The organism is Priestia endophytica (assembly GCF_026790145.1).
In the GTDB taxonomy this organism is placed as follows: Bacteria; Bacillota; Bacilli; order Bacillales; family Bacillaceae_H; genus Bacillus_I; species Bacillus_I endophytica_A.
In genome coordinates this window covers 510,834-535,113 of record NZ_JALAMS010000001.1, presented here as the reverse complement: position 1 = coordinate 535,113, position 24,280 = coordinate 510,834, and the positions used below count along the sequence as shown (strand labels likewise).

The window sequence follows — 24,280 nt, the reverse complement described above, 5'->3', positions numbered from 1 at the left end:
TTTATAGCATTAGAAAGAAAAGTCAACACCATTTTTTAAATTTTCAGTTTTATGATGTCAGAACTTCTTACACAATTTCAATTCATTTGAAAATGTATAAATTGTTTACATACAAAAAAGCAAGGATTGAACATTCAATCCTTGCTTACTTTAATATGTGATAAATTAACTCTTCTTGGTTCTTTATATTCCAACCTTCATTTTCTGCATTGTACTTAGCTTCCTCAATTGTTCCGATAAAGTCCATTCTTCCTTCTTTTAAAACTCCCATGCGGTGACAAATGGTTGTAATCTCACTCATATCATGTGTTGTATAAATAATTGTTGTTCCTTCAGCAGCTAGCTCTTTCACGTAACGATTAATTTCAAACTTAGATTGAATATCTATTCCAACCGTTGGCTCATCCATAATTAAAATAGATGGTTCATGAATGAGGGCAATTCCAATATTAAGCTTTCGCTTCATTCCACCTGATAGATTTTCAACTCTATCATTCCACCTGTCACCAAGCCCTACTTTCTCACATAGTTTATAAAGTTCTTCCTTCGATTTTTTACGTTTTGAGAGTTTACTCCAAAACTTTACGTTGTCTTTTACCGTAAACTCTTCCCATAGAGCTAAGTCTTGAGGAACATAGCCAATCTGTTCCCGTACTTTTTTCTTATGTTTTCGAAGATCAAGTCCTTGAACAGTGATCGCGCCTTTAGATGGCGAGACAATGGTTGCTAGCAACGATAACAACGTAGACTTTCCCGCTCCGTTTGGACCAAGAAGTCCAAAGATTTCCCCTTTGCGGATGGAAAGTGAGGCCCCTTTTAACGCCATTCTTCCTTTATATTTTTTATACACGTCTTTTATAACAATTATCTTTTCTGTTTCTGTATTTTCCATACTGTTCCTCCCCATAAAATCACGCTTATTCCGATTATAAAAGCACTAAAACTATAATAATACTCATGAGCAAAAGATGCTTTTACAAAAAGCGATTGAGGCATCCAAGCTGATATATGTCCTAAAGAAGGTGAAAAATCACTGAGCGGAAAGAAACTTCCACCAAAAGCGCTTATCATCATTACAACTAAAAAAGATAGCAAATAATAGTTTCCACTAGAACGGATAAAGCTTGCCATAAACATACTTAACATACTAGAAAACAAAGTAAATATGATCATACTTACTAATACTTTTATATTCATTGTAATATGGTGAAAGTATAACAAGACACCAAAAGATAATGCGGTGCTTCCAAACAAGAAGAGAAGTTGTGATCCTAATTTCCCGTAAAGATAGGCCGTGAGTCCTTTATATGTTGTTCTCATTCTCGAAAACAAAAGCCGCTCTTTTAAAACCCATTCATTCATAATAAAACAAAGAAGCAATACTGAGAAGCTCCATAGTCCTAGATAAGAATTAAAACTCCCTTTAGTTTCGCTATTGCCGAACTTCTCTCCCTCTTGTTTATACTGGATTGTCATAAGTGGTTCTGGTTCCCACTGGTCGTCTGAATAACGATATGCATCTTTCCAAATTTCTTCCTTGTCTATATCTATTTTTCTCTTATCATAAATAGCGATAACCCGGTTAGCAGCCTTTGCGTTGCTTGTCAGACGGGTCACTTCGCTTGCGACAAGTTCACGAACGATGCGATAAGTAAGAGATGAAGGTGTAGAAACTAGCTTAATAACACCCTCTCTTTCTTCGAGTTTTATTTTTTCCTCAAATCCCTCTTCAATGATAAAAACGCTATCTACTTTATTCTGTCCTAAACGACGAAAAGCTTCCTTTTGCGTTGCTGTTGAAACGTCTAAAAGATCTTGCTTTTTCATCCGATCCACAACAAGTTTTGACGAGGTACTGTTATCTTTATCAACAAAAACGATTGGAATTCCAATCTCGCTTCCCTGCTTTTCGATCATCCCTCCAGCTCCTACTGCAAGTAGAACAGGGAAAAGAAAAAGCAGCCACGTTGTCCATTTTTTTAGCATTTGTTTAATATTTAATCCTATTAATCTCATATTACTTCTCCCCTCTTCCTAACTTGAATTTCATCAACGTTAGAGCTAGAAAAGCACATGAAAGGAAAAGAAGAGATAGAGAGGATTTTAGAAAATGGTTATACTCTTCTCCACTAAATAAGGCAAGAAACGATTTTAAAATCATAGAGTTCGGATAATACGCTTCAAGCCACAAAAGTCCTTCTGGAAAATAGACAGGTGGGATAAGATGTCCTCCTAAAAGAGCGCTGACAATCATAAAAAAGAGTCCAAATAGTTGATAAAATTGAATACGTTTTGTTAATGCTTCGATCAGGATAAATAAACTTATAAAGAAAAAGGCTGAAATTACGGTTAAACCTCCAAAAATCCAGCTATTTTCCACTGTTTTTAATCCGAGACTTTCAAAGATAGGCACTCCAATCAGAAGCGAACATATACTAATTAGAAGAAGCAAAGCAAAACCTTTTCCGATACTAATGGAAAAGAGTGAGATATGACGTGAAACAAAACGATGATTTAATGCTTTTGTTTGCTTTGTTCGTAGCAAAAATAGCCCTCCATAACTCCAAAACATAATAAGCAACACATAAAAAGAGATCGCATAGTACTGAATGACATTTTGACTGAACAATCCCTTTACAACATCATGAGAAAAAGCTTCATTCCTTTCTAAAACGTGAAAAGAAAACGAAATCAGAGAAGATCTAAATTCTTTTTCAAGCTCACTTTCCGAAAAACCAGCATCTTCTGAAAATTTATATACAGTATTTATTCCACTTTGTGATGCTGAAACAAAGTCAGCCGCGCTCTTCATAAGATAGGCAACAAGCTCAGATTGAAGAGGTCTTCTGCTGTTTCCTATTACTTCAACAGGAATATTTTCTCCATTTTTTAATCCTTCACTAAATCCTTCGGGCACAATAATAATGGCCGCTATTGTATTTCTCTTTAAGAGACTATTTGCTTCATTTATATCTGTTTCAATTGGCGTAATTAATTTATGTAATTCTTCATTTTCTGTAAACTGCTGAAGAATAAATTGCGTTTCAAACGTATTGTCTTCATCAACAATGCTAACCGAAAATGACTTAACTTGCTCTTCCTTGTGAAATAGCGCACTAAATGTAACGCCAAGAGTTGCCACAAGGGCTAGCGGAATGAGCAAAAGCAAAATTGTCATGCGCCAGTTTTTTAAAAGTATTTTAAAAGAAAGTGAAAAAAACGTGCCTGTCCGCTTCATCATGTTCACCCGCCGCTAACTGGTGGTATAAAAGCAACAACGTCGTTTTCAGATAACTTTTCCTCGTCAAAAGCGTACTCTTCGTTAACAGCTACCATTACATTATCCAATAGGAAATCATATTTCTTTTGAAGCATTTCTTTAAGTTCTCCAACCGTTTGACCACTATATTGCACATGAAGCTCTGACTTTCCTACTTGTTCTTGCAAGCGTGCAAAAAGTAAAATTTTAATCATTCTGTTCTCCTTCCTTCTGAGGCTTTCCATCTGGATATGGAATTGTTTCAAGCTGATCTCCAATCCACTGTTCCCCATCTTCCCAAAACTCTTTTTTCCAGATTGGGACAATTTGTTTAATTCGTTCAATTGCATACTCGTTCGCCTCGTATGCATCACGTCGATGAGGAGTTGAAACAGCGATAACAACGGCAATATCTAAAATATCTAGCATTCCGATTCTGTGCGTAATCGCTACTTTTACATCTCCCCACTTTTCTTCTATTTCTTTGCCAATTTTCTTAAGCATTTTAACCGCCATTTTGTCATATGCATCATATTCTAGCTTCAGCGTACGCTTTCCTTTTGTAAATTCCCTTACTGTACCAATAAAAGTTGTAACGGCTCCTGCTTCACGTCTCATCACTTTCTCCATTACTTTGTTTGGCTCAATCGGTTCGCGCACAATTTCAAATAGTTGATTCATCATTCATCACTTCCTTAAAATAATTACCTAACCATTCAGTAAACTCATTGCTATGAATAGAATATACAGGATAAGGTCCCTTGGGAATTGGCCCCCATGTTAAAACAAGTAACACGTTCGATAGATTCTTAAGCATATGTACATCTTCTTCATTTTTCACTAAACAGATTTTAGGATATGCCTCTTCTTTATACCCTTCTACAATAATCATTTCAATAGAAAAAAGACGATAAAGTTCGATAAGCTCATCAAGCGTCCATTTTTCTTTTTTGATGGAAAGTGAAAAAAGACCGCCTCCTTCTACTCCCGAGACATCAGCACCAGCAAGGCGATGTCTTACACTATCCTTTCCTTCTACATTATAGGGTTCTCCTCCGTGACCATGATGTTTAATAGTGGCAACACGCACGTGCTTCTTTTTTAAATAAGAAACGATTTTTTCTACCAGTGTTGTTTTGCCACTATTTTTATAGCCTACAACCTGCAAAATATGGGCCATAAAATCACTTCCTCTTATGTATAATCGTTCTTCTAGTTTACCATGAAAATGATCTAAATAACGTTGTATTCCCTTCCCTTTAAAAAGAACGACGCTTTTGGTAAGTATCTTGATCATTAATATTAAGAAAAGCAGAAGAAGGACTTTTAAGGTTGTTAGCAAAAAGAACAGAAATCGAGTCTAGAAGACTGTTCATTCTCAAGTTCCCTTCCTCAAGATTCTCTATAATAAAAGGAAGCGTTCTTTTATGATAAAGAGCGATTAGCGGCTGCTTTTTTCCTTCTATCACAGGAACAATTGCATCAAAACGTTCGTCTCTGAGTTCTTTTAATTCAGCAAGCTCATCCCCTGTTATATTTGGTGTATCACAAGGGAGAATAGCGTACCAGTTTGCTTTTATTTTTTTCATTCCCGTATACAAGCCTGCAAGAGGTCCTTTTCCACGATATTTTAAATCATCTAGATACACTTGGTCATACATCATTTTTAATTTTTCTTCAAGGGATGGATGACTAATAATTACTGTGTTTTGCGTTTCTTCATTAAGGGCTTCAAATGACCATTGATAAAATTCTTTGTCTTTCCAATGAGCAAAAGCTTTTTGTCTTCCAAAACGTCTAGACTCTCCTCCTACTAGTAACACCCCTGCTATGTCCATAGAATTCTCCTTCCTTTTTTAGTTGATTATGTCACAGTTTTTTCAGTACCTCAATGCACTCATCTAAGGTTGCTTCATAAAAACGGGCAACTTGTCTAATTCATTAACCTATACGTTTTATGTTCTTCTGCATAAGCTAAAAGTACAGAGAGAAAGAGGGAAGTTAGATTTACTTTAGAAACAAAGGAGGGCAATAAAATGGGCTTTAATTCTGGCTTTGCATTAATTGTCGTTTTGTTCATTTTGCTTATCATCGTCGGTACTTCTTACACTTACTAAGAAGAAAAAGAGCCTATGAGCGCTTGTAAGCTCATAGGCTCCTTTTTTATTTTTTAGGACCAAAAAATTTATTTTTAGTCTTCTTAACCATTTTCCCAGTTGTATCTGCAGATTTCCCAATCATTTCGTTTGCCTTACTTGATGTTCCTTTCAAAATGTTCGAAGATGTATCTGTTACCTTTCCAACTAATCCACCTTTTCCAGATACACCTTTAACAATATTGTTTGCTGTGTCAACTGTTTTATGAAAAAGCTCATTTACTTCATTTGACGTATTTTTCACAAACCCTCTTTTTTGCCCATCTCGTTGGTTCTCCTCACGTTGTGAAATAATAGTCTCCTCCTTTATATTCTGCTTATTTTCATACATATGAACAACATCGGTTGTCCTAGAATATTTCTTTCGTTTTATAGATAAAAACGCATACACATTTCTCTTTACAGCAAAACAAAATATTTTAAAAAATAAATGTCAGAATAGTTTTATTTTAATTAATTAAAGATAGCGCTTACATCATATACAGCAAGCGGTGCAACAAAGTTTCATTTTTCATAACAATAGGTTTAGAACCTTGAACAATGGGTAATATTTTGTTAGGTTTAGAAACCATAAGCGATTTATTCATATTTTTGTTTTTGTGTCAATATGACGTAAGAAGAAAAATGTGAAAAAAATTACAGAGTTGTGGAGATATTGAACTACCGTACTCTTCTCAATATCTCGAGAGAGGAGGAACCGAAAACTTTCCATTTTATTTCACGCGTAATGAGCACATCATTGCGAGAAAATAAGTAAAAAGATTTTATGTTCTTATAAACCACATTAGTCGTAAGTTTTGTAATGTTTTAAGGAGGAAGTTGATGTCTGGAAATTTTAAAAAGTCCATATCATTGTTTGATCTTATTCTTATTGGATTGGGAGCAATCTTCGGTTCAGCTTGGCTTTTTGCTGTAAGTAGTGTTGCTTCAAAAGCAGGTCCAGTAGGAAGTCTTGCTTGGTTAATCGGGGGGGCCATTATTCTTTTAATTGGTCTCGTTTATGCTGAGCTCGGGGCAGCATTACCTCGTACAGGTGGAATTCTTCGGTACCCAGTATATTCACACGGTCCGTTAGTTGGGTATCTCATTTCTTTTGTAACGATTATCGCCTATACAAGCTTAGTTTCGATTGAAGTAACGGCAGTTCGTCAATATTTAGCGTTCTGGTTCCCAGGATTAACAAAAGCTAATTCAGAGTCACCAACTGTTATTGGATGGCTGTTGCAGTTTGCTTTACTCGCTCTATTTTTCTTACTGAATTACTGGAGTGTTAAAGCATTTACAAAAGCAAACGCTATTATTTCAGTTTTCAAATATTTAGTTCCTGTCACAATTATCGTTATTCTTGCTTTCCATTTTAAATCAGCTAACTTCTCAGTAGCTGGGTTTGCCCCATTTGGTGGACAAGGAGTTCAAACAGCAATTGCAACAGGTGGCGTAATGTTTGCTTATCTTGGATTACATCCAATTGTTTCAATCGCAAGTGAGGTTAAAAACCCACAGCGTAACATTCCGATTGCGTTAGTTGTTTGTATTATTCTTTCAGCTCTTATTTATACAGCAATGCAAGTTCTTTTCCTTGGAAGTATTCCAACAGATATGATCGGTAACGATTGGGCGCAAATTGCCGATAAATTTTCACTTCCGTTTAAAGATATTGCCATTGCATTAGGTTTAGGTTGGTTAGCTGTCATTGTTGTGTTAGACGCTGTTGTTTCTCCAGGAGCGAGTGGAAACATCTTTATGAATACAGCATCTCGTCTCGTTTATGCATGGTCACGTACTGGAACACTTTTCAAAACGTTCTCAAAAGTAGACAAAGGAACAGGAATTCCTCGTTCTTCTCTATGGCTTTCATTCGGACTATCTGTATTCTGGACATTACCGTTCCCATCATGGGACGCGCTTGTTAATGTTTGTTCGGTTGCCCTTATTCTTTCATATGTAGTAGCTCCAATTTCATCTGCTGCATTTACAGTAAATGCAAAAGACCTAAAAAAACCGTTTAAGCTTAAAGGTATGAGTATTATTGCACCCCTTTCATTTATCTTTGCAAGCTTTATCGTATATTGGTCAGGATGGAAAACAAACTCTTGGTTATTAGGTTCTCAGCTTGTTATGTTTGTTCTATACCTTATCTTCTCTAAATATGTACCAATAAAAGAAGTAAGCTTAGCACAACAATTAAAATCTGCTTGGTGGTTAATTGCTTATTACATTATCATGCTTGTTATTTCTTACCTTGGTTCATTTGGTGGAGGAACAGAGACATTAAAAAATCCTGTAGACTTAATTCTTGTCACTGTAGTAGCACTAGCTATTTACTACTGGGCTAAATATAGTGGATTACCAAAAGCAATTATTGATAATGATGAGCCTACACCTGAAGAGAAAACGGAAGCTAACGCAGAACCTGCTAAATAAAGCTTGTTTCGCAAACTGAATAAAGTTAAAATAAAAGCTGCCTTCTGGCAGCTTTTATTTTTCACAAAGGAGCTATTAAAATGAACTATGAAGGCTTATTAAAAGCTTATTTATCTCTTTGGAACAACCGCCAGCTTTCTTCCTATAAAGAAGCTGAAGAAAAACTTAAAGAGCTTATAAAAGAAGATTTAAGTTCAGCATGGTCGCACCCTCGTATTCGTAAATCAAAAGAAGTTCAGCTTACAACCGCCCTTACTCGAATTGAACAGTCCTCTTTAGAAAATGAGACGAAAAAAGCATTAAAAGCTTTGTATGAACAAATTTATGATGCGATAAAATAAACGTCAAGGAATGAATTCCTTGACGTTTATTTTTTATTTATATGAAAAAGCCTTTTCCGCTTTCTCAAATGCTTGTTTTAAATCTTCTTTTAAATCCTCAATATCTTCAAGGCCAACTGAAATACGAAGAAGATGCTCTGTAATGCCTCGTTCTTCTTTATCTTCTAAAGGCATGCTTGCATGAGTCATCGTAGCAGGATGCGTTAAAATGCTCTCTACTGCTCCAAGGCTTACCCCAACTGAAGAGAGAACAACATGATTAAGCGTCTCTTTTGCTACTTCTTTATCTTTTAATTTAAAGGAAATGATAGCCCCGTAGCCACTTGCTTGCTCACTTGCTAATTTGTGCTGTGGATGAGATGGAAGTCCTGGATAATACACCTCATCTACTTGCGAGTTATCACTTAACCACTGCGCAAGCTCTAAAGCTGATTTTTGTTGCTGATCTAGACGTACTTTTAGTGTCTTAATGCCTCTTAATAGAAGCCAGCTATCATTAGGACTTAAAATCGCTCCAAAAGCGTTTTGTACAAACCCAATTTTCCCAGCAAACTCTTCGCTATTTGTAATGGCAACTCCAGCTACAACATCACTGTGACCTCCAAGATATTTCGTTGCGCTATGAACGACAATATCTACGCCTTTATCAAGCGGTTTTTGTAAGTATGGCGTCATAAACGTGTTATCCATAATCGTAAATAAATCATGTTCTTTTGCAAGGCGCACAATTTCTTTAATATCTGTTACGTGTAAGAACGGATTTGATGGAGTCTCAAATAAAATCGCTTTTGTTTTTTCTGTAATACGTTGTTCTACTTCTTTAATATCTGTTGTATTAGCAAACACAGCTTTAATATTAAAATTAGTGAAGAGCTGTGTAACCGCTCTGAATGTTCCCCCATATACATCGTGTGAAACAATAATTTCGTCTCCACTTTTTAACAAACATAAAACGGAAGAAATAGCAGCCATACCTGATGAAAAAGCAAAGCCATACGTTCCGTTTTCTAAAGATGCAACAGTATGTTCTAGAGCTTCTCGTGTAGGATTACCTGATCGAGAATAATCGTAGCGGTTATTTTTTTGCTGATTAAACGTAGTTACTTGATAAATAGGCACATTGACAGAACCAAATGGCTCTTCAACGTGAGTTTTAGCGTGTATAAGCTTTGTGCTGAACTTCTGATCTTTTGTACTCATCAAATCTCTCCTTAAAGTCTTGAATTAAATCTTCTCCATGCTCAATACCAACTGATAAGCGAAGCAAGCAATTTGTTACTCCAATTTCATTTCGGACATCCTCTGGGATATCGGCATGTGTTTGGCGTGCAGGGAACGTAATTAATGTTTCAACGCCTCCTAGGCTCTCAGCAAACGTAACTACTTGAAGATGTTCTAATAAGAAAGGCACTAGTGCTTCTTCTTTTACAGAGAAGGAAAGCATTCCTCCAAAGCCTTTTGCTTGTTTCTTCATTACGTTATAGCCTGGATGACTTTCTAATCCTGGATAAAATACTTTATCAATCAAATCTTGTTCTTCAAGCCACTGAGCAATTTTCAAAGCATTTTCCTCATGACGATCCATTCTTAATGCCAATGTTTTTGAGCCACGAAGAAGGAGAAAACATTCCTGTGGTCCAAGAATGGCACCAATAGCATTTTGATAAAAGCGAATTTTTTCACCAAGCTCACGACATCGACTAACAACAAGTCCACCAATAACATCATTGTGTCCGCCGATATACTTACTTGCACTATGTACAACAAGATCTGCACCAAGTACAAGTGGCTGCTGTAGATATGGAGACATAAATGTGTTATCAACAATTGTTAGAAGATCATGTTCTTTTGCAATAGCAATTGCTTCATGCAAATCTGTAACGTGCATAAGTGGATTTGTTGGTGTTTCAATAAATAGAGCTCTTGTATTTTCTTTCAGATTTCTTTTTATCTCTTCTGAATTTTCAGTGTTAACATATGTAACCTCTACATCATTTTTCTTGACAATATCTTCAAGAATACGATATGTTCCACCATATAAGTCTTTTGAGATAATAAGATGATCGCCTTTTTCAAGAAGAAGGAAAATGGCTGAGATAGCAGCCATACCTGATGAAAAAGCAACTCCTACTTCTCCTTTTTCAAGAACCGCAATTGCTTCTTCAAGCGATGTTCTAGTAGGATTGGCTGTTCTAGAATAATCGTAACCTGTACTTTCTCCTAAACGAGGGTGTTCAAACGTAGATGCTTGATAAATTGGCGTTGTAAGTGAACCTGTTGCAGCATCTCTTTTCATTCCTGACCTTACTAACTCTGTTTCAATACGCATAATATTCTCCCTTTCTTCCTCAATATAAAAAAGCCACTCTTTACAAATGAAAGAGCGGCTAATCCGAAATCTCTCATCTGTAAGAACAATTTGTTCTACAGGAATTGGCACCGTTCAAGTATATTACTTGATGGTTGCCGGGCTTCATCGGGCCAGTCCCTCCGCCACTCTTGATAAGAGTAAATTTATAATTCATTGATTTTGTTAAGTAATTAATCTTACTTTAGTAAAAATATGAGTGTTTGTCAACGAAGTTTTCTAAAAAGGTTAAATATACACACTATTCAAAAGGGTTTTCTACTATATCTGGTTTTAAGCATATATTAAAAAAACAGCAGAAACAAATGTCTCTGCTGTTTCTTTTACTCATATAAAAAAGCAGTGATGGAATATACAGTACAGTCCCATCTTCTTAATCTTTCACTCACTAGTTCATTGTATTCTGCTACGCTTTTGGTTGCCTCATATAAAGGAAAGTCCATTGCCTTATTCCTCCTCTATCTTATTTTTATCATTATAGACAAACGTAGGAACATCTAATCTTGTGAGTTTGTTCCTTTCTATCTCTTTTTACGCTTTTGAAGCTCTTTTTTTACAATTGGAACACCTTTTTTAATAGCTCTTTGGACTTTAGGATTCTTCAGTAATCTGATAATTTTGCTCAATCTTCCCATGATTATTTCAGCTCCTTATTATTTCGATACTGACTAAGACGTTTGCAGTATTTATATAAATAAGCAATTGCTTCTAAAAACCATTTTGGAAACTTTTTTGGGAAATAAGATTTTTGATAAAAATAGCGATATGCTCTTGCTAAATCGCGCCACTGATAGCATGTTTTCTTCTGAGTATAGCGTACAACATCAATAATACGAACTTCTTTATCCTGCGTTAGAATAAGATTGTGTAAATGAATATCTGAAGGGTTTAATCCTTTCGAGCGTGCAAAGGCAAGTCCTTTTTCAACCTCTTCAATTGCTTTTGTAGGAATTCTCACACCTGTTGTTAAACACTGATAAAACGTTTTGCCTTTAATATATTCCATTACAATATAGTTTGGCCCAACTTCATATATTTCAGGAAAAGTGAGAGAATGTGATAATTTTTCATACACTTCTCCCTCTTTTTGCGCTAAGTGATCAAAAGAAGGAAAAAATAGTTTAATCACTTTATTTTCATTTTTCACTTTAAAAGCCCACGCACTTCTCCCTGTTCCTATTACTTTTAATTCTCTTGGCAGGTGAATAAGAGAATATGAAGAGCCTTTTTTTTGGAACTTAACTTCCTCTACGAGTTCTGAAGCTTTCCTCACATTTTTTCCCCCTTCACTCTTTTTTCAAACATACTACAAATTTCACACTTTCCATAATAATATGCTTCTAAAAAAAAGAGCTCTTACCTTTGGTAAAAGCTCTTTTGAGATGACTTTTTTAAGCTGAGAACTTGCGTAGCTTTGTATCTAAAATAAAATTACCAAATGGAATAACAGATGCTAACAAAGCACTTACAATCCATTTATATGACCAACGTACTTTCATCGTGACATAACCAACCATTAAAATATATAAAACAAACAATCCCCCATGAATAGAACCAACAACTGTTACAACTTCAGGGATATTTGCCATATACTTAAGCGGCATTGCAATTCCTAAAAGAGCTAAGAGAGAAAGCCCTTCAATGAGTCCTACAAACCTCATTCCACCGAGTGGAGAGTTCATCATATTATCGTCTCCTTTGTACTGTTTTTATTTATGTATGTCCAAATTCATTTTTTATGTGCTTACGTTTTTAGTATACCAAAGTTACAAATCTTTTATCACCTTGTTCCTGTGACAGTTTCATGACATTAAGAAGCCGGGAATACCCGGCTTTTTCCTATACTTTAAAAATCGACGTAACACCTTTAAAAACCGTTGATAGCTGGTTAACAGCGTTCATCATTTGACCTGCTGTATTCATCATTTTATCCATATTATACGTACCATCGCTGTTCTTAAACTGTGCTAAAATTTGCGGTGGCTGACTTTTTGTTTGCATCCACTGCTTAGGATAGTAGTGAGGCTGACCTTGTTCATACATATTCTGCTGTGGCATGTATCCACCGGTTGTTATATGTTGATTGTACATGTTAGGAGTATAAGGAACATCTACAAATTGAGTGTTGTTTACATATGGATGACTTTGATATAAATAGGGATTTCCGTAATTTTGAATAGGTGCATATCTGTACTGATGAACTCTTCTCATCCGTTCTTCCCCCTCTCTTTTCATTCTTATACTATGTAAACAGCCTAGGCAGACGTGAATACGGAATTTATCGTTTTTTGTCATTTTTTGTCGGAATTCTAAATTTTTCGAACAAAAGGAACTTGCCGATTATTGTGTTAAACTATAAAAAAGGGGTAAGGGGGAGTTTAAAATGACAGTTGAAACACTTCGTAACCGTTTTGTTGACGTAAAACAATGTGAACCAGAAAATCACGATCAGCTACTCGATTTTGCTAGACGCAAATATTTAAAAGGGGAATTGAGTCTTAGCGAGTACAAGAAAGTGATGTATGCACTTGAACAAGATGGAGCAACTAATTTAACTTTTCCTTAATACTAAGAGAGCGCTTAATAAAGTAAGCGCTCTCTTTTTTTATATTTCCTATAAAAAGGAGCTTTTATTAAGCTCCTTTTTCTCTTTCTGCTAAAATAGATTCTAAAAAGTACTTATTTGATATATACATTTTGCTAAATTGTTTAGCTCTTGTATCTTTATGGAACGATTGCAAAATAACATTGTGTAAGTTCTCAGTTGCTGCATCAACTTGAGTAAAATGAACATATTTTGGTTTCATCTCTAGAATCCATTTCCTTATAGCTTTTTCCCATTCATCAAGCAATGAAAAAAACGTTTCAGCATATGGCTTTACTTCCTCATAAAAATCTGCTGATTGTTCTTTCGCTTTTACAACCTTTAATCTATTAGAAGCTTCTTCATTATAAGATAGAAGCTTTTCAGTAAGCTTATAAACGTTGGACATCAAATCACCTCTAAGAGGTTATTGTAACATGGAAATAAAAAGTTGTAACATTAAATTGGTTCTGCGATAGCAATGCGATATTCAGACTTTTTTACATATTTTAGTTCATCAACTGCTTTTTCGATTTCTAAAAGAGAGGCTTTGATTGAAGACAGCATTTCTTCTGACGCAGCGAGCTGTTCTTTCGCTTTTTCGCTTACTCGTCTTCCTAGCTCTTTTTCAGTTTCGTCTAAACCTACAATCGCCTGATCCAAAAGACCTAATAGCTCGCTTTTACGAACCCATTTTTTATTCATTTGTCTTCCTCCTCTACGCTATGTTCTTCTATGTATTCTTTCTTTTTTCTTCCCTCCCTTTTTCGCTGACAAAACTAGTTTTGATTCGCTAAATAAATCTTCTTTTTAACTGTTATTCGACATTTTCTAAAATGTATGATTTTCAGATAATCGACCATACTAACGATTGGAGGTGGATATCAATGAAAGAACGTTTCGAAAACAACACAAATGACAGCACTGAACAAACACTTCAAAAACAACATAACGCTGCTCAAAATCTTGCAGATCAACAAATGGATGCAGGAAACTCAACAGAGATGAGCAAAAAACAAGATGGACCAAATCGTCCTTCAACTTAATATCATAAAAAAAGGACATCAACATTATGTTGGGGTCCTTTTTTATTTTCCTTTTATGAGCTCTTTAATTCTTCCTTCTACTAACATATAGAAGTGAAGCGTCCTTTGTTTCTTTTTATACCATCTTGTAATGTTCACAATTTCAACAAGAGGCGTATCTACTAGCCATCTTTCAAGCTTTTCTTTGCTTTCAACCCATTTATCTCTCTGCGTCTCATGATGAGCAACAGGTCTAAATACAGAACGAAGATATGGGGTGGCTATTTTTCCTCTTTCTCTAAAGTATTGTTCATAATCATAACGAGACCCTGTATGAGGAGTTGAAGAAGCAAAATCATCAAATAAAGTAAAAAGCTCTCTGTGAAAAAGAAGTTCTGAAAGCTTTATCCCTAGTTCAATACGCTCTTCAACTTTTAAAAAATCATATACAGAAAGACCATAAAGCTCTCCTTGCATTGTTGGAAATAAAACGGAGCTAAAATGCAACATTTCTTGAAGTTTGAAAAAAGGACGAGAAAACACTCTTTTCTGATAAACAGGATGAGAAATAACAGGTTGTTGGATAATCTGCTGTTCATTCACAATGAGCGCATGGACGAGCCTTTTTTTCTTTCCTTCCTCCCAAAAACGAGTCCACTCTTCTTCCATAAAAGAATGAACATTGAACTTAGAAAGCAATGAAAAAAGCGACTTCTTCTTCTTTTTTGATAATTCATAAAGTAAAAGCTGTGGGTATGCATCTTTGAAAATGAGCCAATTGGCACGCTCATATGTTAAAAAAAGACGTTTTCTTAGGTTTTTCTTCAAAGCAAAAGAAAAATACGCTCCTTCTAAATCACACATATTCCATCCTGCATTGCGGGATACCATACTTGCAAGGAAAGCCCATTCTATTTCTTCATGACGTTTAAAATATGTATAGTATGCCTCTGTTCTTGAGATGTTGTCTATGTTTGCTTTTTCCGTTTCTTTTATAATATAATCAACAATCTCCTGCTCGTTCATCCCTGTTCCCTCCTTTCTAACAAACGACCTTTTTCATATTTTTGTAACTATGGACTTATGATTTTTGTTATGATATATAATATATTTTTTTGTGGGGCGTTAAATTTAAAGGGGGAGAAATCATTCATGATTCGATATCCAAACGGTCGCGCGTATCAGAAAGCAGAGATAAACCATACTAAGCAAAAAGGAAATCATATTTACAGCAATCGTGGGATGACGCTTGAAGATGATTTAAATGAAACGAACAGCTATTATTTAGACCATAGCATTGCTGTTGTTCACAAAAAGCCAACGCCCATTCAAATTGTAAACGTAAACTATCCGAAAAGAAGTGCTGCAGTTATTAAAGAAGCTTACTTTAAACAAGCTTCAACAACGGACTATAACGGCGTTTACAAAGGAAAATATTTAGATTTTGAAGCCAAAGAAACAAAAAACAAAACGTCTTTCCCACTTCAAAACTTTCATGATCATCAAATTGAACATATGAGCAATGTTGTGAAACAAAATGGCATTTGTTTCGTTATTTTAATGTTCTCTTCTTTGGAAGAAATATACTTGTATGAAGCATATCATCTTCTAAAATGGTGGGACGACATGAAAAAAGGCGGGAGAAAGTCCATTCCGAAAAAAAGTATTGCACAAGATGGACATCTAATTGAACTTGGATTTCAGCCTAGAATCCCCTATTTAAAGGTTGTTGACGAGCTTTATTTTAAAATTTAGCTTCTTAATATTCCCCTTTTATGTTAAGTTAATTGTTGACTTTCTTTTATCAATAGGTATGATTATAGTGGTTGATTCTCTTTTCAATTCGTTGAAAGGTAGGAATGAAAATGTCTGATCAATATAGTTCTCGCGAACAGCGAAGAAAACAAAAGGAAAATTCAAAGCGAGGAAGAGGAAAACAAAAAGGCGATAAAGGAAAAAAGAGCCTTTTTAAACGCGTACTAGCTATTATTCTTCTACTTGGCGTTATTTGCTTCGTAATTGGGGTAGGAACGTTTGCTTATATTGCAAGCACCGCTCCAGAGCTTGACGATGCAAAGTTAACGGACCCTGTTTCCTCAGTTATTCTAGACAAGAACGGCAAGGAAATAACGGAACTCGGCGGTGAAAAGCGAGAGCTTGTTACATATGACGAGATTCCAGATAAGGTTAAGAATGCTTTTATTGCAACAGAAGATGTACGCTTTTATAAACATAGCGGAATTGACTTTTACCGAATCGGTGGAGCGGCTGTTGCGAACGTAACGAGTGGATTTGGAGCTGAAGGAGCAAGTACAATTACCCAACAGGTTATTAAAATGTCTGTTCTTACTCCTGAAAAAACGGTCACTCGAAAAGTACAGGAAATGTGGCTAGCTCTTCAACTTGAACGTAAATATTCAAAAGAAGAAATCTTAGCTATGTACTTAAATAAAATTGACTATGCGCGCTCTCAAGTGTTCGGAGTCAAGAAAGCCGCTGAGTTCTTCTTTGGAAAAGACTTAGACGAACTTACGCTTGAGGAAGCTGCCCTTCTTGCTGGTCTTCCACAAGCTCCAGGAGCGTATGATCCTTATACACATCCTGATCGTGCTGAAAAGCGTCGAAACACAGTATTAAACTTAATGGCGAAACACGGCTTTGCTTCAAAAGAAGAAGTAGAAAAAGCTAAACAAGTACCTGTTACAAAAAGTTTAATTCCAATTGACGAACAGGAAGAGACAGATGGGGAATATACGACATTTATTGATGAAGTCGTAAAAGAAGTAAAACAAAAAACAGATGTAGACGTCTATTCTGCTGGTCTTAAAATTCATACAACGCTTGACACAGATGCGCAAGATTACGTTGATGAACTTTTATCAACAGACAACATGGTCAACTGGCCTGATGACAAGTTTCAAGCAGGATTTACTGTTGTAGATACTAAAACGGGAGCGATACGTGCCGTTGGTGCGGGACGTAATCGGGTTGCGCGTGGCTTAAGTTTTGCAACAGGAGTCAATCGCCAACCAGGATCAACCATTAAACCAATTTTAGATTATGGACCTGCTGTTGAAAATTTAAAATGGTCCACATACCATCAGCTAAAAGATGAACCGTATGAGTATTCAGATGGTACGCATATCGGAAACTATGGTGGCAATTATCATGGTACCGTGTCAATTCGAAAAGCGCTTGAACAATCGTACAATATTCCAGCGCTCAAAACATTCCAAGCTGTTGGAGCAGATAAAGCTCGTGAGTTTGGAACAAATCTTGGTTTAAATCTACCAGATCCTATTACTGAAGCTTACTCAATCGGTGGATTTAGCGGCGGTGTAACTCCAACACAAATGGCTGGAGCGTACAGTGCGTTCGGTAATAATGGTGTGTATAATACACCACATACCGTAACAAAAGTCGAATTCCCTGACGGAAACGTTATGAATTTATCTCCTGAATCTGACTCTGTTATGCACGATTATACGGCATATATGGTGACAGATATGTTAAAAGACGTTGTGAAAAAAGGGACGGGTAAAGCTGTTTCTGTTCCAAATGCAACGGTGGCGGGTAAAACGGGTACAACAAACTTTAGTAAAGACGACCGTGAAAAGTATAATATTCCATCAAGTGCCTCCCCTGACGCATGGTTTGTCGGCTATAGTCCGAACTATACCATTGCCGTGTGGACAGGATATGAGAACATTGAAAAAGGAAAGTACTACATGGATACAAGCCAAGAGCTTGGCATGGCGAAGCAAATCTTCAGTAAAGTAATGACTCACGTTTCTGAAGATGTAAAAGATGAAGACTTTAAGAAACCAAGCTCAGTATCTGAGGTGACGGTTGAAAAAGGCTCAGCAAACCCAGGTCGTCTTGCGAGCAAATATACGCCTGACAGTGCAAAGGTTACAGAGCTCTTCGTAAAAGGTACAGAGCCTTCTAAAGTATCAAAAACATATGAGAAAAAAGCGGAAGAAAAGGAAAAAGAAGAGAAAGAAGAGAAAAAAGAAGACAGTGACGTTAAGAAACCATCAGGTCTTAGCGCTTCATACAACAAAGCTTCCAATCAAATTGTGTTGAATTGGAATTATAGTGGAGATACAGACGGTGTTTCCTTTAGAGTCTCTTCAACGGTAGATGGTCAAGCAGGTTCATCTACAACAACAAACGGCACTTCAGCTACGTTTGAAGCTTCCTCTCCTAACGGTAACTATACTTTCACCGTTGTAGCGGTCAATAGTTCAGGAGATGAGAGTGACGGTGCTTCAACATCCCTTCGTATAGGAACTGGAGATGGTTCAGCAGGAACTGACGAAGAAACGGATGATAATAATCAGGATGATCAGCAAGGTACACGTCCTGAAGATGAACAACCGTCTGAAGATGATAGCGGCAGCGATGACGATAACAATAATAATGATGATACAAACGATGAACAAAATAACGAGCAGCCAACACCAACTCAGCCAACGACTCCACCTAGTGGAAACGAGGGGAATGATGAAGGAACTGATGATGGAACTGGTGGCAATACGGAAACACCAACAACTCCAGACACTGGTGGGGGTCAAGGTACGACAACCCCAACACAGCCTGAAGAGGGAACTGAAACACCAACAACTCCAACTCAGCCTGAAACTGCTCAATAAAAATAGCCGATCCTTTTAAAAGGATCGGCTATTTTCTTTTTATAATGGCATTTACTTTTGCTTGTTTATTAGCTTCTGTAAAGAGCTCATCAAGCTGCATATAAGATACATACTGATATGGCTTTTGCATTATAAAAGATAAACGTTCTTCAACATTGAACGGTTTGATTTTTAAAGAAGCTACATGCTCTGAGAAATTTTGAAAACCGGGAACTGGTGAATGATTCATCCAGAAAAGAAAGGTAATAAATTGACCAATCGACCTTTTCATAAGTTCTTTAACGCCTTCTTTTTTTCTCTGTCGAAACAGCTCTCTTATCTCTTCCTTTTCATTTTGAAACACTTTAAAAGGAGTCTCGCTCCCCTTTTCCCACGGGCGTTCTTCTCTTTCATTCAAAAGAGCCATTATATCATAATAAAACAAATCACTTTTGGAGGAAACAACGTCCTCCTCTTGATAAAAAAGTGGATGAATAAAGCTTTGTGGCACTTTTACGCTTTTCATGCTTTTTTACTCTTCATTCTTTTCTTTCCTTCGCGACAAAGCTCAAGAAGTGGACAAATCTCGCATTTTGGGGCTTGTGCTTTACAATGATAGCGCCCGAAAAAAATTAAGCGATGATGTGTAACAGACCATTCATCTTCAGGTACTTTTCTCATTAGTGTTTTTTCCACTTCTAAAACAGAGTCTTTCCACCGACAGATAGCAAGTCTCTTTGAAACTCTTTCAACATGTGTATCAACAGCTAAAGCTGGTACACCAAAAGCCACTGATAAAACAACATTAGCTGTTTTGCGCCCTACTCCTGGAAGCTTTTCAAGCTCTTCTCTCGTTTTTGGAATTTCTCCATTATGTTCCTTTATTAATAATTCACAAAGTTTGCGGATGTTTTTAGCCTTATTGCGATAAAGACCAATAGAACGAATATCTTGCTGTAATTCTTCTTCTGTTACGTTCACATAATCTTGTGGTTCATGGTATTTCTCAAACAAGTGGGTTGTTACTTTATTAACTAGGGCATCTGTACATTGTGCAGAAAGCACTACAGCAATCGTTAAATCAAATGGATTACGATGATTGAGCTCACAGTGAGCATCAGGAAACATCTCAGCCATTTGATCCAAACAGTAGCGAATTTCTTTTAGAGTTAACATTCTTTTTGTTCTCCTTTATTGTTCTTTATCAAAAAAAAAGAAAACGAGAGAGCCCTCCCGTTTTCTTCTACTGCTCTAACCAATTAAAAAAGGGAATCGTCGTTTTGCGCGTTCCTTCATTAGAACTTACTCCTTGCTTTGACTGCTGATGTTGTCTAAATTTTCGACTTTGGTTTCTAGCCTGTTCAATTGTTTTTACACCGTTCTTCTTCCATTCAAAAAGAATGCGATCAATATAACGAAAGTTTAGTTTCCCGCTCATAACAGCTTCACGAAGAGCGGCTTTAATAATAACTGGCTCATGGTCGTCTTGGTCAATCCACATCGATAATGTTTCACATTCAAAAGGTGATAGCGGACGACCAAATTCTTTTTCAAACATTGTGTAAAGGTCTGTCTCCGACTGTTCTCTCTCTTGTTCTTCTTCTTCGTGAACCGTTTCAAACATAAGGGAAGCAAGCTTTTGCCATAGAGGTCGTAAAGAGTACTTTTCACAGATCATCATAGAAACGTCTTGCTGCTCAATTGCCAAGAAGCCTCTCTTCATTAAACTTCGTAAAACTTCTGAGCAAGCTGTTCCGTCAATACTCATGCGGTTGGAAATTTCAATTGGGGTTGGGAAGGGATTGCCGCTTCCAATAGATTCATGGATGTGTAGCAGCGTTAAAAATTCAATTTCATTAAGTCCAATGTCCGCATAGTGCTTGAGCAAAACTTTTGGAATAGAAACGCTTCCCCCTTCTAACCACTCTACTACCCTCTCTCTATCCATTGCGAACACCTCTTTTTATTAGTATATCATGTTGTAAAGAGTAAATAGAACTTCAATTATTACCTAAGCTAGAAAAGCTAGAGAAAGGTGTTTAAAAAGCTTAATTGCTTTTTAAACACCTTTTTCTCTTTGTTATTAAGGATATAAACGATTTAATAAACGTGGGAATGGAATGCTCTCACGAACATGTTCTGTACCGCTCAACCAAGCTACAGTACGTTCAAGACCTAATCCAAATCCAGAGTGAGGTACAGAACCATATTTACGAAGCTCTAAGTACCATTTGTACGCTTCTGGCTCAAGACCATGTTCTTCTACACGCTGATCTAATAAGTCAACATCATGAATACGTTCTGAACCACCGATAATTTCGCCATACCCTTCTGGAGCAATCAAATCTGCACAAAGAACAACTTCCTCGCGTTCTGGATCTGGCTGCATGTAGAATGGTTTTAATGATGTTGGATAGTGTGTAATGAAAACAGGCTTATCATAGCTGTTAGCAATAGCTGTTTCATGTGGCGATCCAAAATCATCTCCCCATTCAATATCATCAAATCCTTGCTCTTTTAAGAATGTAATGGCATCATCATACGTAATGCGTGGAAATGGAGCTTTAATGTTTTCAAGCTTTGATACATCTCTATCAAGCGTTTTAAGTTCAAGCTTACAGTTTGCTAGCACTGCTTGCGCAATATGTTCAACATATTGCTCTTGAACCTTTAAGCTGTCCTCAAATTGATAAAATGCCATTTCAGGCTCAATCATCCAAAACTCAATTAGATGACGGCGTGTTTTAGACTTCTCTGCACGGAATGTTGGTCCAAACGAGAATACTTTACCAAATGCCATTGCAGCAGCTTCCATGTAAAGCTGACCACTTTGAGAAAGGTATGCATCTTCTTCGAAATATTTTGTATGGAAAAGCTCTGATGTTCCTTCAGGAGCACTTCCCGTTAAGATTGGTGGATCAATTTTTGTGAAATCATTTTTGTTAAAAAATTCATATGTGGCACGGATAATTTCATTACGAATTTTTAGCACCGCATGTTGCTTACGAGAACGAATCCAAAGATGACGATGATCCATTAGAAACTCTGTTCCATGCTCTTTTGGTGTAATTGGATAGTCTACTGCTTCATGAATTACTTCTAACCCTGTAACAGAAAGTTCATATCCAAATGGAGAACGCTCATCTTTCTTTACAATTCCTGTTACGTAAAGAGAAGATTCCTGTGTTGTTGACTTTGCTACTTTAAAAACATCTTCTCCAACTTCTGCTTTAACAACAACGCCTTGCATAAAGCCTGTCCCATCGCGAAGTTGTAAGAAAGCGATTTTTCCGCTTGAACGCTTATTTGCAAGCCACGCTCCAATTGTGACTTCTTGATCAATATAGTTACTTACTTGTGAGATTGTTACCTTCACCATTTTAGCCTCCAAGTCATTCAATATGTATCCTTTTTTAAACACGTTTAAAGCGCCCGTTTCATGCGCGCACGCTTTCTATTATAACGTCCACTTTCAACAAGTACAAGAGCCGTAAAAGTATCCCTTTTTTTACAGCTCTTTTTTTCATCGCTAGGCGTTCATCCGATCCTTCATAAAATTCCTTATCCGTTCCACTGCCCGACTAAGTTCATCAAGTGATGTTGCATAAGAAAGTCTTGCGTTATGAGGCGCTCCAAATCCAGAGCCTGGAACAAGCGCTACTTTTGCTTCGTCTAAAAGTCCTTCCACCCATTTATCAACTGTATCATATCCTGCAAGATCTGCTGCTTTTGATACATTTGGAAAAAGATAAAAAGCACCGTGCGGTTTCAGACATGTAATTCCTGGAATTTTTATTAACTCTTCGTAAATAATGTTTAAACGCTTTTGAAACGCCACTCTCATTTCTTCTACGACACTTTGATCTCCAGTGTATGCCTCAATAGCTGCATATTGCGCAATTGAAGTTGGATTTGAAGTACTATGGCTAGCTAGGTTTGTCATTGCTTTGATAATCTGTTGATCTCCCGCAGCATAGCCAATTCTCCAGCCAGTCATTGCATGTGACTTTGATACTCCATTAATGATAATTGTCTGTTTCTTTATATCTTCTGACAGCTCTGCAATTGAAACATGACGATATTTATCATATACAAGCTTTTCATAAATCTCATCTGAAATAATAAGAATATTATGTTGCACACAGAATTTCCCAATCATTTCAAGCTCTTCTCTTGTATAAATCATTCCTGTTGGATTGCTCGGTGAATTTAACACAATAGCTTTTGTTTTGCTTGTAACAGCTTCTTGAAGAGAAGAAATATTGATTTTAAACTCGTTTTCTTCGTATGTTTTAACAAAGACAGGTTCTCCACCAGCAAGCTTCACTTGCTCAGGATAACTTACCCAGTACGGAGTTGGGATAAGCACTTCATCTCCCTCATTTAACACTGCTTGAAAAAGCGTATAAAGAGCATGCTTTGCCCCTGTACATATAATAATTTCAGAAGCATCGTAATGAAGGTTCTGATCTCGTTTAAACTTTACAGAGACAGCCTTTTTCAAAGAAAGCAATCCACCTAATGGCGTGTATTTAGTATAGCCTTGCTCCATCGCTTTTTTAGCTTGTTCTAAAATATTATGAGGGGTATTAAAGTCAGGTTCCCCAGCTCCAAGACCGATTACATCATATCCCTTTTCTCTAAGCTCTCTTGCCTTTGCCGTAATTGCAAGCGTTGCGGATGGCGTTAAAGATGAAACGCGATTAGCTAACATACCGCTCCCCCTTATGTAGTAACCATGAGCACCTTAGCCCCTCGTTAAGCTATAGCGACGATAAAAGTCTCCGCTTCCTGTCGTGACATAATAATAGGTTAGGCGATTTTCATCGTCTGTATACGTTACTTCCCAAAGCGGCGTTTTTCCATTAGGGCTTACAGCTAAGCGAATGGATTTAATTTCTTCTGGATTTCGATCTTGTTTTACAATACTTTCTACTCTTTCCTTAGAAATAATACCCTCTTTTTTTCGAACTATAACGTCACCTTTTTTCGCTTTTTCAGGAACCCATGCAATTACATTTTCACCTTTTTCGTTTTCTCCGCTTGCAATGTAATATGTTTTCTTTCCATGGTAAGTCGAAATTGGCTCAACGTTTTTTAATTTATACTGTTTCGTTAAAATAGAAATGTCGCCTTTTTCCATTTTTTCTGCGCTAATTGAACTATGATAAATATCTGCACAAAGCCATACAAAAAGAGCAACAATAATGCTACCACCGATAATAAACCATTTTCTCATTTCAAATCACTCAAGTCCTATAAATTGTAAATACAGCTTTTTCTTTGTCTTCTTCATCTAAAGCTAGTCCAAACATTAAATCTTGACGCTTTAACGTTCGATTCAACGTATCCACCACTTTATAAAGGTCTGAAGAATTCTCTACAGTTACTGTTGATAATACTTCAATTTTCGTTTCCATATTCATTTCGCTCCTATCAAAAAAATTGCCAGCATATTTTGTACGATTAGCGCACATATTATAGCCATA

The 24,280-nt window shown here is 36.6% G+C and carries 30 protein-coding genes and 1 riboswitch; of the genes, 7 read left to right on the top strand and 23 right to left on the bottom strand.

Translation table 11 applies throughout. The features are described 5' to 3' along the window. Positions 1-145: 145 nt before the first annotated feature. From MOC86_RS02755 to MOC86_RS02725, 7 genes are all read right to left on the bottom strand, one after another. Positions 146-892, bottom strand: coding sequence for an ABC transporter ATP-binding protein (locus tag MOC86_RS02755; protein ID WP_268582605.1), 747 nt, complete (start codon positions 890-892; stop codon positions 146-148). Further along, positions 865-2,016 carry an ABC transporter permease gene (locus MOC86_RS02750; RefSeq protein ID WP_268582604.1) on the bottom strand — a complete coding sequence of 384 codons (1,152 nt, stop codon included), beginning with the start codon at positions 2,014-2,016 and terminating at the stop codon, positions 865-867. Before MOC86_RS02750 ends, MOC86_RS02755 begins: the two co-directional genes overlap by 28 nt. A 1-nt stretch (position 2,017) precedes the next feature. Beyond that, positions 2,018-3,241 (bottom strand): ABC transporter permease, encoded by a 1,224-nt coding sequence (locus MOC86_RS02745; RefSeq protein WP_268582602.1) that lies wholly within the window; start codon positions 3,239-3,241, stop codon positions 2,018-2,020. A 2-nt stretch (positions 3,242-3,243) separates the two neighbouring features. Then, positions 3,244-3,474 (bottom strand): molybdopterin converting factor subunit 1, encoded by a 231-nt coding sequence (moaD, locus tag MOC86_RS02740; RefSeq protein ID WP_243513653.1) that lies wholly within the window; start codon positions 3,472-3,474, stop codon positions 3,244-3,246. Then, positions 3,467-3,943: a molybdenum cofactor biosynthesis protein MoaE gene (locus MOC86_RS02735; protein WP_268582601.1), complete on the bottom strand. Its 477-nt coding sequence runs from the start codon at positions 3,941-3,943 to the stop codon at positions 3,467-3,469. The genes moaD and MOC86_RS02735 overlap by 8 nt, the downstream gene beginning before the upstream one ends. Further along, a complete protein-coding gene (gene mobB / locus MOC86_RS02730; RefSeq protein WP_268582600.1) occupies positions 3,924-4,439 on the bottom strand; it encodes a molybdopterin-guanine dinucleotide biosynthesis protein B in 516 nt (171 codons plus the stop codon). The genes MOC86_RS02735 and mobB overlap by 20 nt, the downstream gene beginning before the upstream one ends. 79 nt (positions 4,440-4,518) lie before the next feature. Continuing rightward, complete coding sequence (locus MOC86_RS02725) at positions 4,519-5,097, bottom strand: molybdenum cofactor guanylyltransferase (protein WP_268582599.1); 579 nt, start codon at positions 5,095-5,097, stop codon at positions 4,519-4,521. A gap of 198 nt (positions 5,098-5,295) precedes the next feature. On the opposite strand from MOC86_RS02725, the gene MOC86_RS02720 reads away from it, so the two are divergent. Beyond that, positions 5,296-5,376 (top strand): YjcZ family sporulation protein, encoded by an 81-nt coding sequence (locus tag MOC86_RS02720; protein WP_268582865.1) that lies wholly within the window; start codon positions 5,296-5,298, stop codon positions 5,374-5,376. 46 nt (positions 5,377-5,422) lie between these two features. Here the strand turns inward: MOC86_RS02720 and MOC86_RS02715 are convergent, their stop codons facing one another. After that, positions 5,423-5,659, bottom strand: a complete 237-nt coding sequence (locus MOC86_RS02715; RefSeq protein ID WP_019393062.1) for a hypothetical protein — start codon at positions 5,657-5,659, stop codon at positions 5,423-5,425. A gap of 578 nt (positions 5,660-6,237) precedes the next feature. Between MOC86_RS02715 and MOC86_RS02710 the strand changes: the two genes are divergently transcribed. Together MOC86_RS02710 and MOC86_RS02705 are read left to right on the top strand one after the other, a co-directional pair. Continuing rightward, positions 6,238-7,839, top strand: a complete 1,602-nt coding sequence (locus tag MOC86_RS02710) for an APC family permease (protein ID WP_268582598.1) — start codon at positions 6,238-6,240, stop codon at positions 7,837-7,839. Between the two features lie 80 nt (positions 7,840-7,919). Beyond that, positions 7,920-8,180 (top strand): hypothetical protein, encoded by a 261-nt coding sequence (locus tag MOC86_RS02705; protein ID WP_268582597.1) that lies wholly within the window; start codon positions 7,920-7,922, stop codon positions 8,178-8,180. Between the two features lie 33 nt (positions 8,181-8,213). On the opposite strand, the gene MOC86_RS02700 is transcribed toward MOC86_RS02705, so the two are convergent. From MOC86_RS02700 to MOC86_RS02680, 5 genes are all read right to left on the bottom strand, one after another. Beyond that, positions 8,214-9,380 carry a trans-sulfuration enzyme family protein gene (locus tag MOC86_RS02700; RefSeq protein WP_268582596.1) on the bottom strand — a complete coding sequence of 389 codons (1,167 nt, stop codon included), beginning with the start codon at positions 9,378-9,380 and terminating at the stop codon, positions 8,214-8,216. Continuing rightward, positions 9,334-10,509 carry a PLP-dependent aspartate aminotransferase family protein gene (locus MOC86_RS02695; protein WP_326847702.1) on the bottom strand — a complete coding sequence of 392 codons (1,176 nt, stop codon included), beginning with the start codon at positions 10,507-10,509 and terminating at the stop codon, positions 9,334-9,336. The genes MOC86_RS02700 and MOC86_RS02695 overlap by 47 nt, the downstream gene beginning before the upstream one ends. A gap of 70 nt (positions 10,510-10,579) precedes the next feature. After that, positions 10,580-10,689, bottom strand: a riboswitch (SAM riboswitch). A gap of 496 nt (positions 10,690-11,185) precedes the next feature. Continuing rightward, positions 11,186-11,821, bottom strand: coding sequence for an RIO1 family regulatory kinase/ATPase (locus MOC86_RS02690; protein ID WP_268582595.1), 636 nt, complete (start codon positions 11,819-11,821; stop codon positions 11,186-11,188). Positions 11,822-11,939: 118 nt separating this feature from the next. Next, positions 11,940-12,233, bottom strand: coding sequence for a DUF3817 domain-containing protein (locus MOC86_RS02685; RefSeq protein WP_019393054.1), 294 nt, complete (start codon positions 12,231-12,233; stop codon positions 11,940-11,942). 154 nt (positions 12,234-12,387) lie between these two features. Beyond that, positions 12,388-12,759 carry a YppG family protein gene (locus tag MOC86_RS02680; protein ID WP_019393053.1) on the bottom strand — a complete coding sequence of 124 codons (372 nt, stop codon included), beginning with the start codon at positions 12,757-12,759 and terminating at the stop codon, positions 12,388-12,390. 172 nt (positions 12,760-12,931) lie between these two features. Between MOC86_RS02680 and yppF the strand changes: the two genes are divergently transcribed. Next, on the top strand, positions 12,932-13,114 hold the full coding sequence (yppF, locus tag MOC86_RS02675; RefSeq protein WP_061803588.1) for a YppF family protein: 183 nt from the start codon (positions 12,932-12,934) through the stop codon (positions 13,112-13,114). Between the two features lie 67 nt (positions 13,115-13,181). Here yppF and MOC86_RS02670 read toward each other — a convergent pair whose 3' ends face one another. Beyond that, entirely contained in the window at positions 13,182-13,541 is a 360-nt protein-coding gene (locus MOC86_RS02670) for a DUF1798 family protein (RefSeq protein ID WP_268582594.1), read from the bottom strand. 50 nt (positions 13,542-13,591) lie between these two features. Beyond that, positions 13,592-13,837: a hypothetical protein gene (locus MOC86_RS02665; RefSeq protein ID WP_268582593.1), complete on the bottom strand. Its 246-nt coding sequence runs from the start codon at positions 13,835-13,837 to the stop codon at positions 13,592-13,594. A gap of 182 nt (positions 13,838-14,019) precedes the next feature. Between MOC86_RS02665 and MOC86_RS02660 the strand changes: the two genes are divergently transcribed. Then, positions 14,020-14,178, top strand: a complete 159-nt coding sequence (locus MOC86_RS02660; RefSeq protein WP_161939292.1) for a hypothetical protein — start codon at positions 14,020-14,022, stop codon at positions 14,176-14,178. Between the two features lie 42 nt (positions 14,179-14,220). On the opposite strand, the gene MOC86_RS02655 is transcribed toward MOC86_RS02660, so the two are convergent. Further along, a complete protein-coding gene (locus MOC86_RS02655) occupies positions 14,221-15,183 on the bottom strand; it encodes a DUF2515 family protein (protein ID WP_268582590.1) in 963 nt (320 codons plus the stop codon). 126 nt (positions 15,184-15,309) lie between these two features. Between MOC86_RS02655 and recU the strand changes: the two genes are divergently transcribed. Together recU and MOC86_RS02645 are read left to right on the top strand one after the other, a co-directional pair. Continuing rightward, positions 15,310-15,912, top strand: coding sequence for a Holliday junction resolvase RecU (gene recU, locus MOC86_RS02650; RefSeq protein WP_268582588.1), 603 nt, complete (start codon positions 15,310-15,312; stop codon positions 15,910-15,912). A 110-nt stretch (positions 15,913-16,022) separates the two neighbouring features. Beyond that, complete coding sequence (locus MOC86_RS02645) at positions 16,023-18,812, top strand: transglycosylase domain-containing protein (protein WP_268582586.1); 2,790 nt, start codon at positions 16,023-16,025, stop codon at positions 18,810-18,812. Between the two features lie 28 nt (positions 18,813-18,840). On the opposite strand, the gene MOC86_RS02640 is transcribed toward MOC86_RS02645, so the two are convergent. The 7 genes from MOC86_RS02640 to MOC86_RS02610 all read right to left on the bottom strand — a co-directional run bounded on the left by MOC86_RS02640 (position 18,841) and on the right by MOC86_RS02610 (position 24,211). Beyond that, a complete protein-coding gene (locus tag MOC86_RS02640; protein WP_268582584.1) occupies positions 18,841-19,317 on the bottom strand; it encodes a YpoC family protein in 477 nt (158 codons plus the stop codon). Continuing rightward, positions 19,314-19,967 (bottom strand): endonuclease III, encoded by a 654-nt coding sequence (gene nth / locus MOC86_RS02635; RefSeq protein ID WP_019393044.1) that lies wholly within the window; start codon positions 19,965-19,967, stop codon positions 19,314-19,316. Before nth ends, MOC86_RS02640 begins: the two co-directional genes overlap by 4 nt. A gap of 67 nt (positions 19,968-20,034) precedes the next feature. Next, positions 20,035-20,739 (bottom strand): DnaD domain-containing protein, encoded by a 705-nt coding sequence (locus MOC86_RS02630; RefSeq protein ID WP_268582583.1) that lies wholly within the window; start codon positions 20,737-20,739, stop codon positions 20,035-20,037. A 135-nt stretch (positions 20,740-20,874) separates the two neighbouring features. Then, complete coding sequence (gene asnS / locus MOC86_RS02625; protein WP_040058505.1) at positions 20,875-22,167, bottom strand: asparagine--tRNA ligase; 1,293 nt, start codon at positions 22,165-22,167, stop codon at positions 20,875-20,877. A gap of 153 nt (positions 22,168-22,320) precedes the next feature. Beyond that, the gene (locus MOC86_RS02620; protein WP_268582581.1) at positions 22,321-23,505 is read right to left on the bottom strand and encodes a pyridoxal phosphate-dependent aminotransferase; all 1,185 of its coding nucleotides are present in this window, start codon (positions 23,503-23,505) and stop codon (positions 22,321-22,323) included. A 33-nt stretch (positions 23,506-23,538) separates the two neighbouring features. Next, complete coding sequence (locus MOC86_RS02615; RefSeq protein WP_268582580.1) at positions 23,539-24,030, bottom strand: DUF5590 domain-containing protein; 492 nt, start codon at positions 24,028-24,030, stop codon at positions 23,539-23,541. Between the two features lie 10 nt (positions 24,031-24,040). Further along, on the bottom strand, positions 24,041-24,211 hold the full coding sequence (locus tag MOC86_RS02610) for a YpmA family protein (RefSeq protein WP_019393039.1): 171 nt from the start codon (positions 24,209-24,211) through the stop codon (positions 24,041-24,043). Between the last annotated feature and the right edge of the window lie 69 nt (positions 24,212-24,280).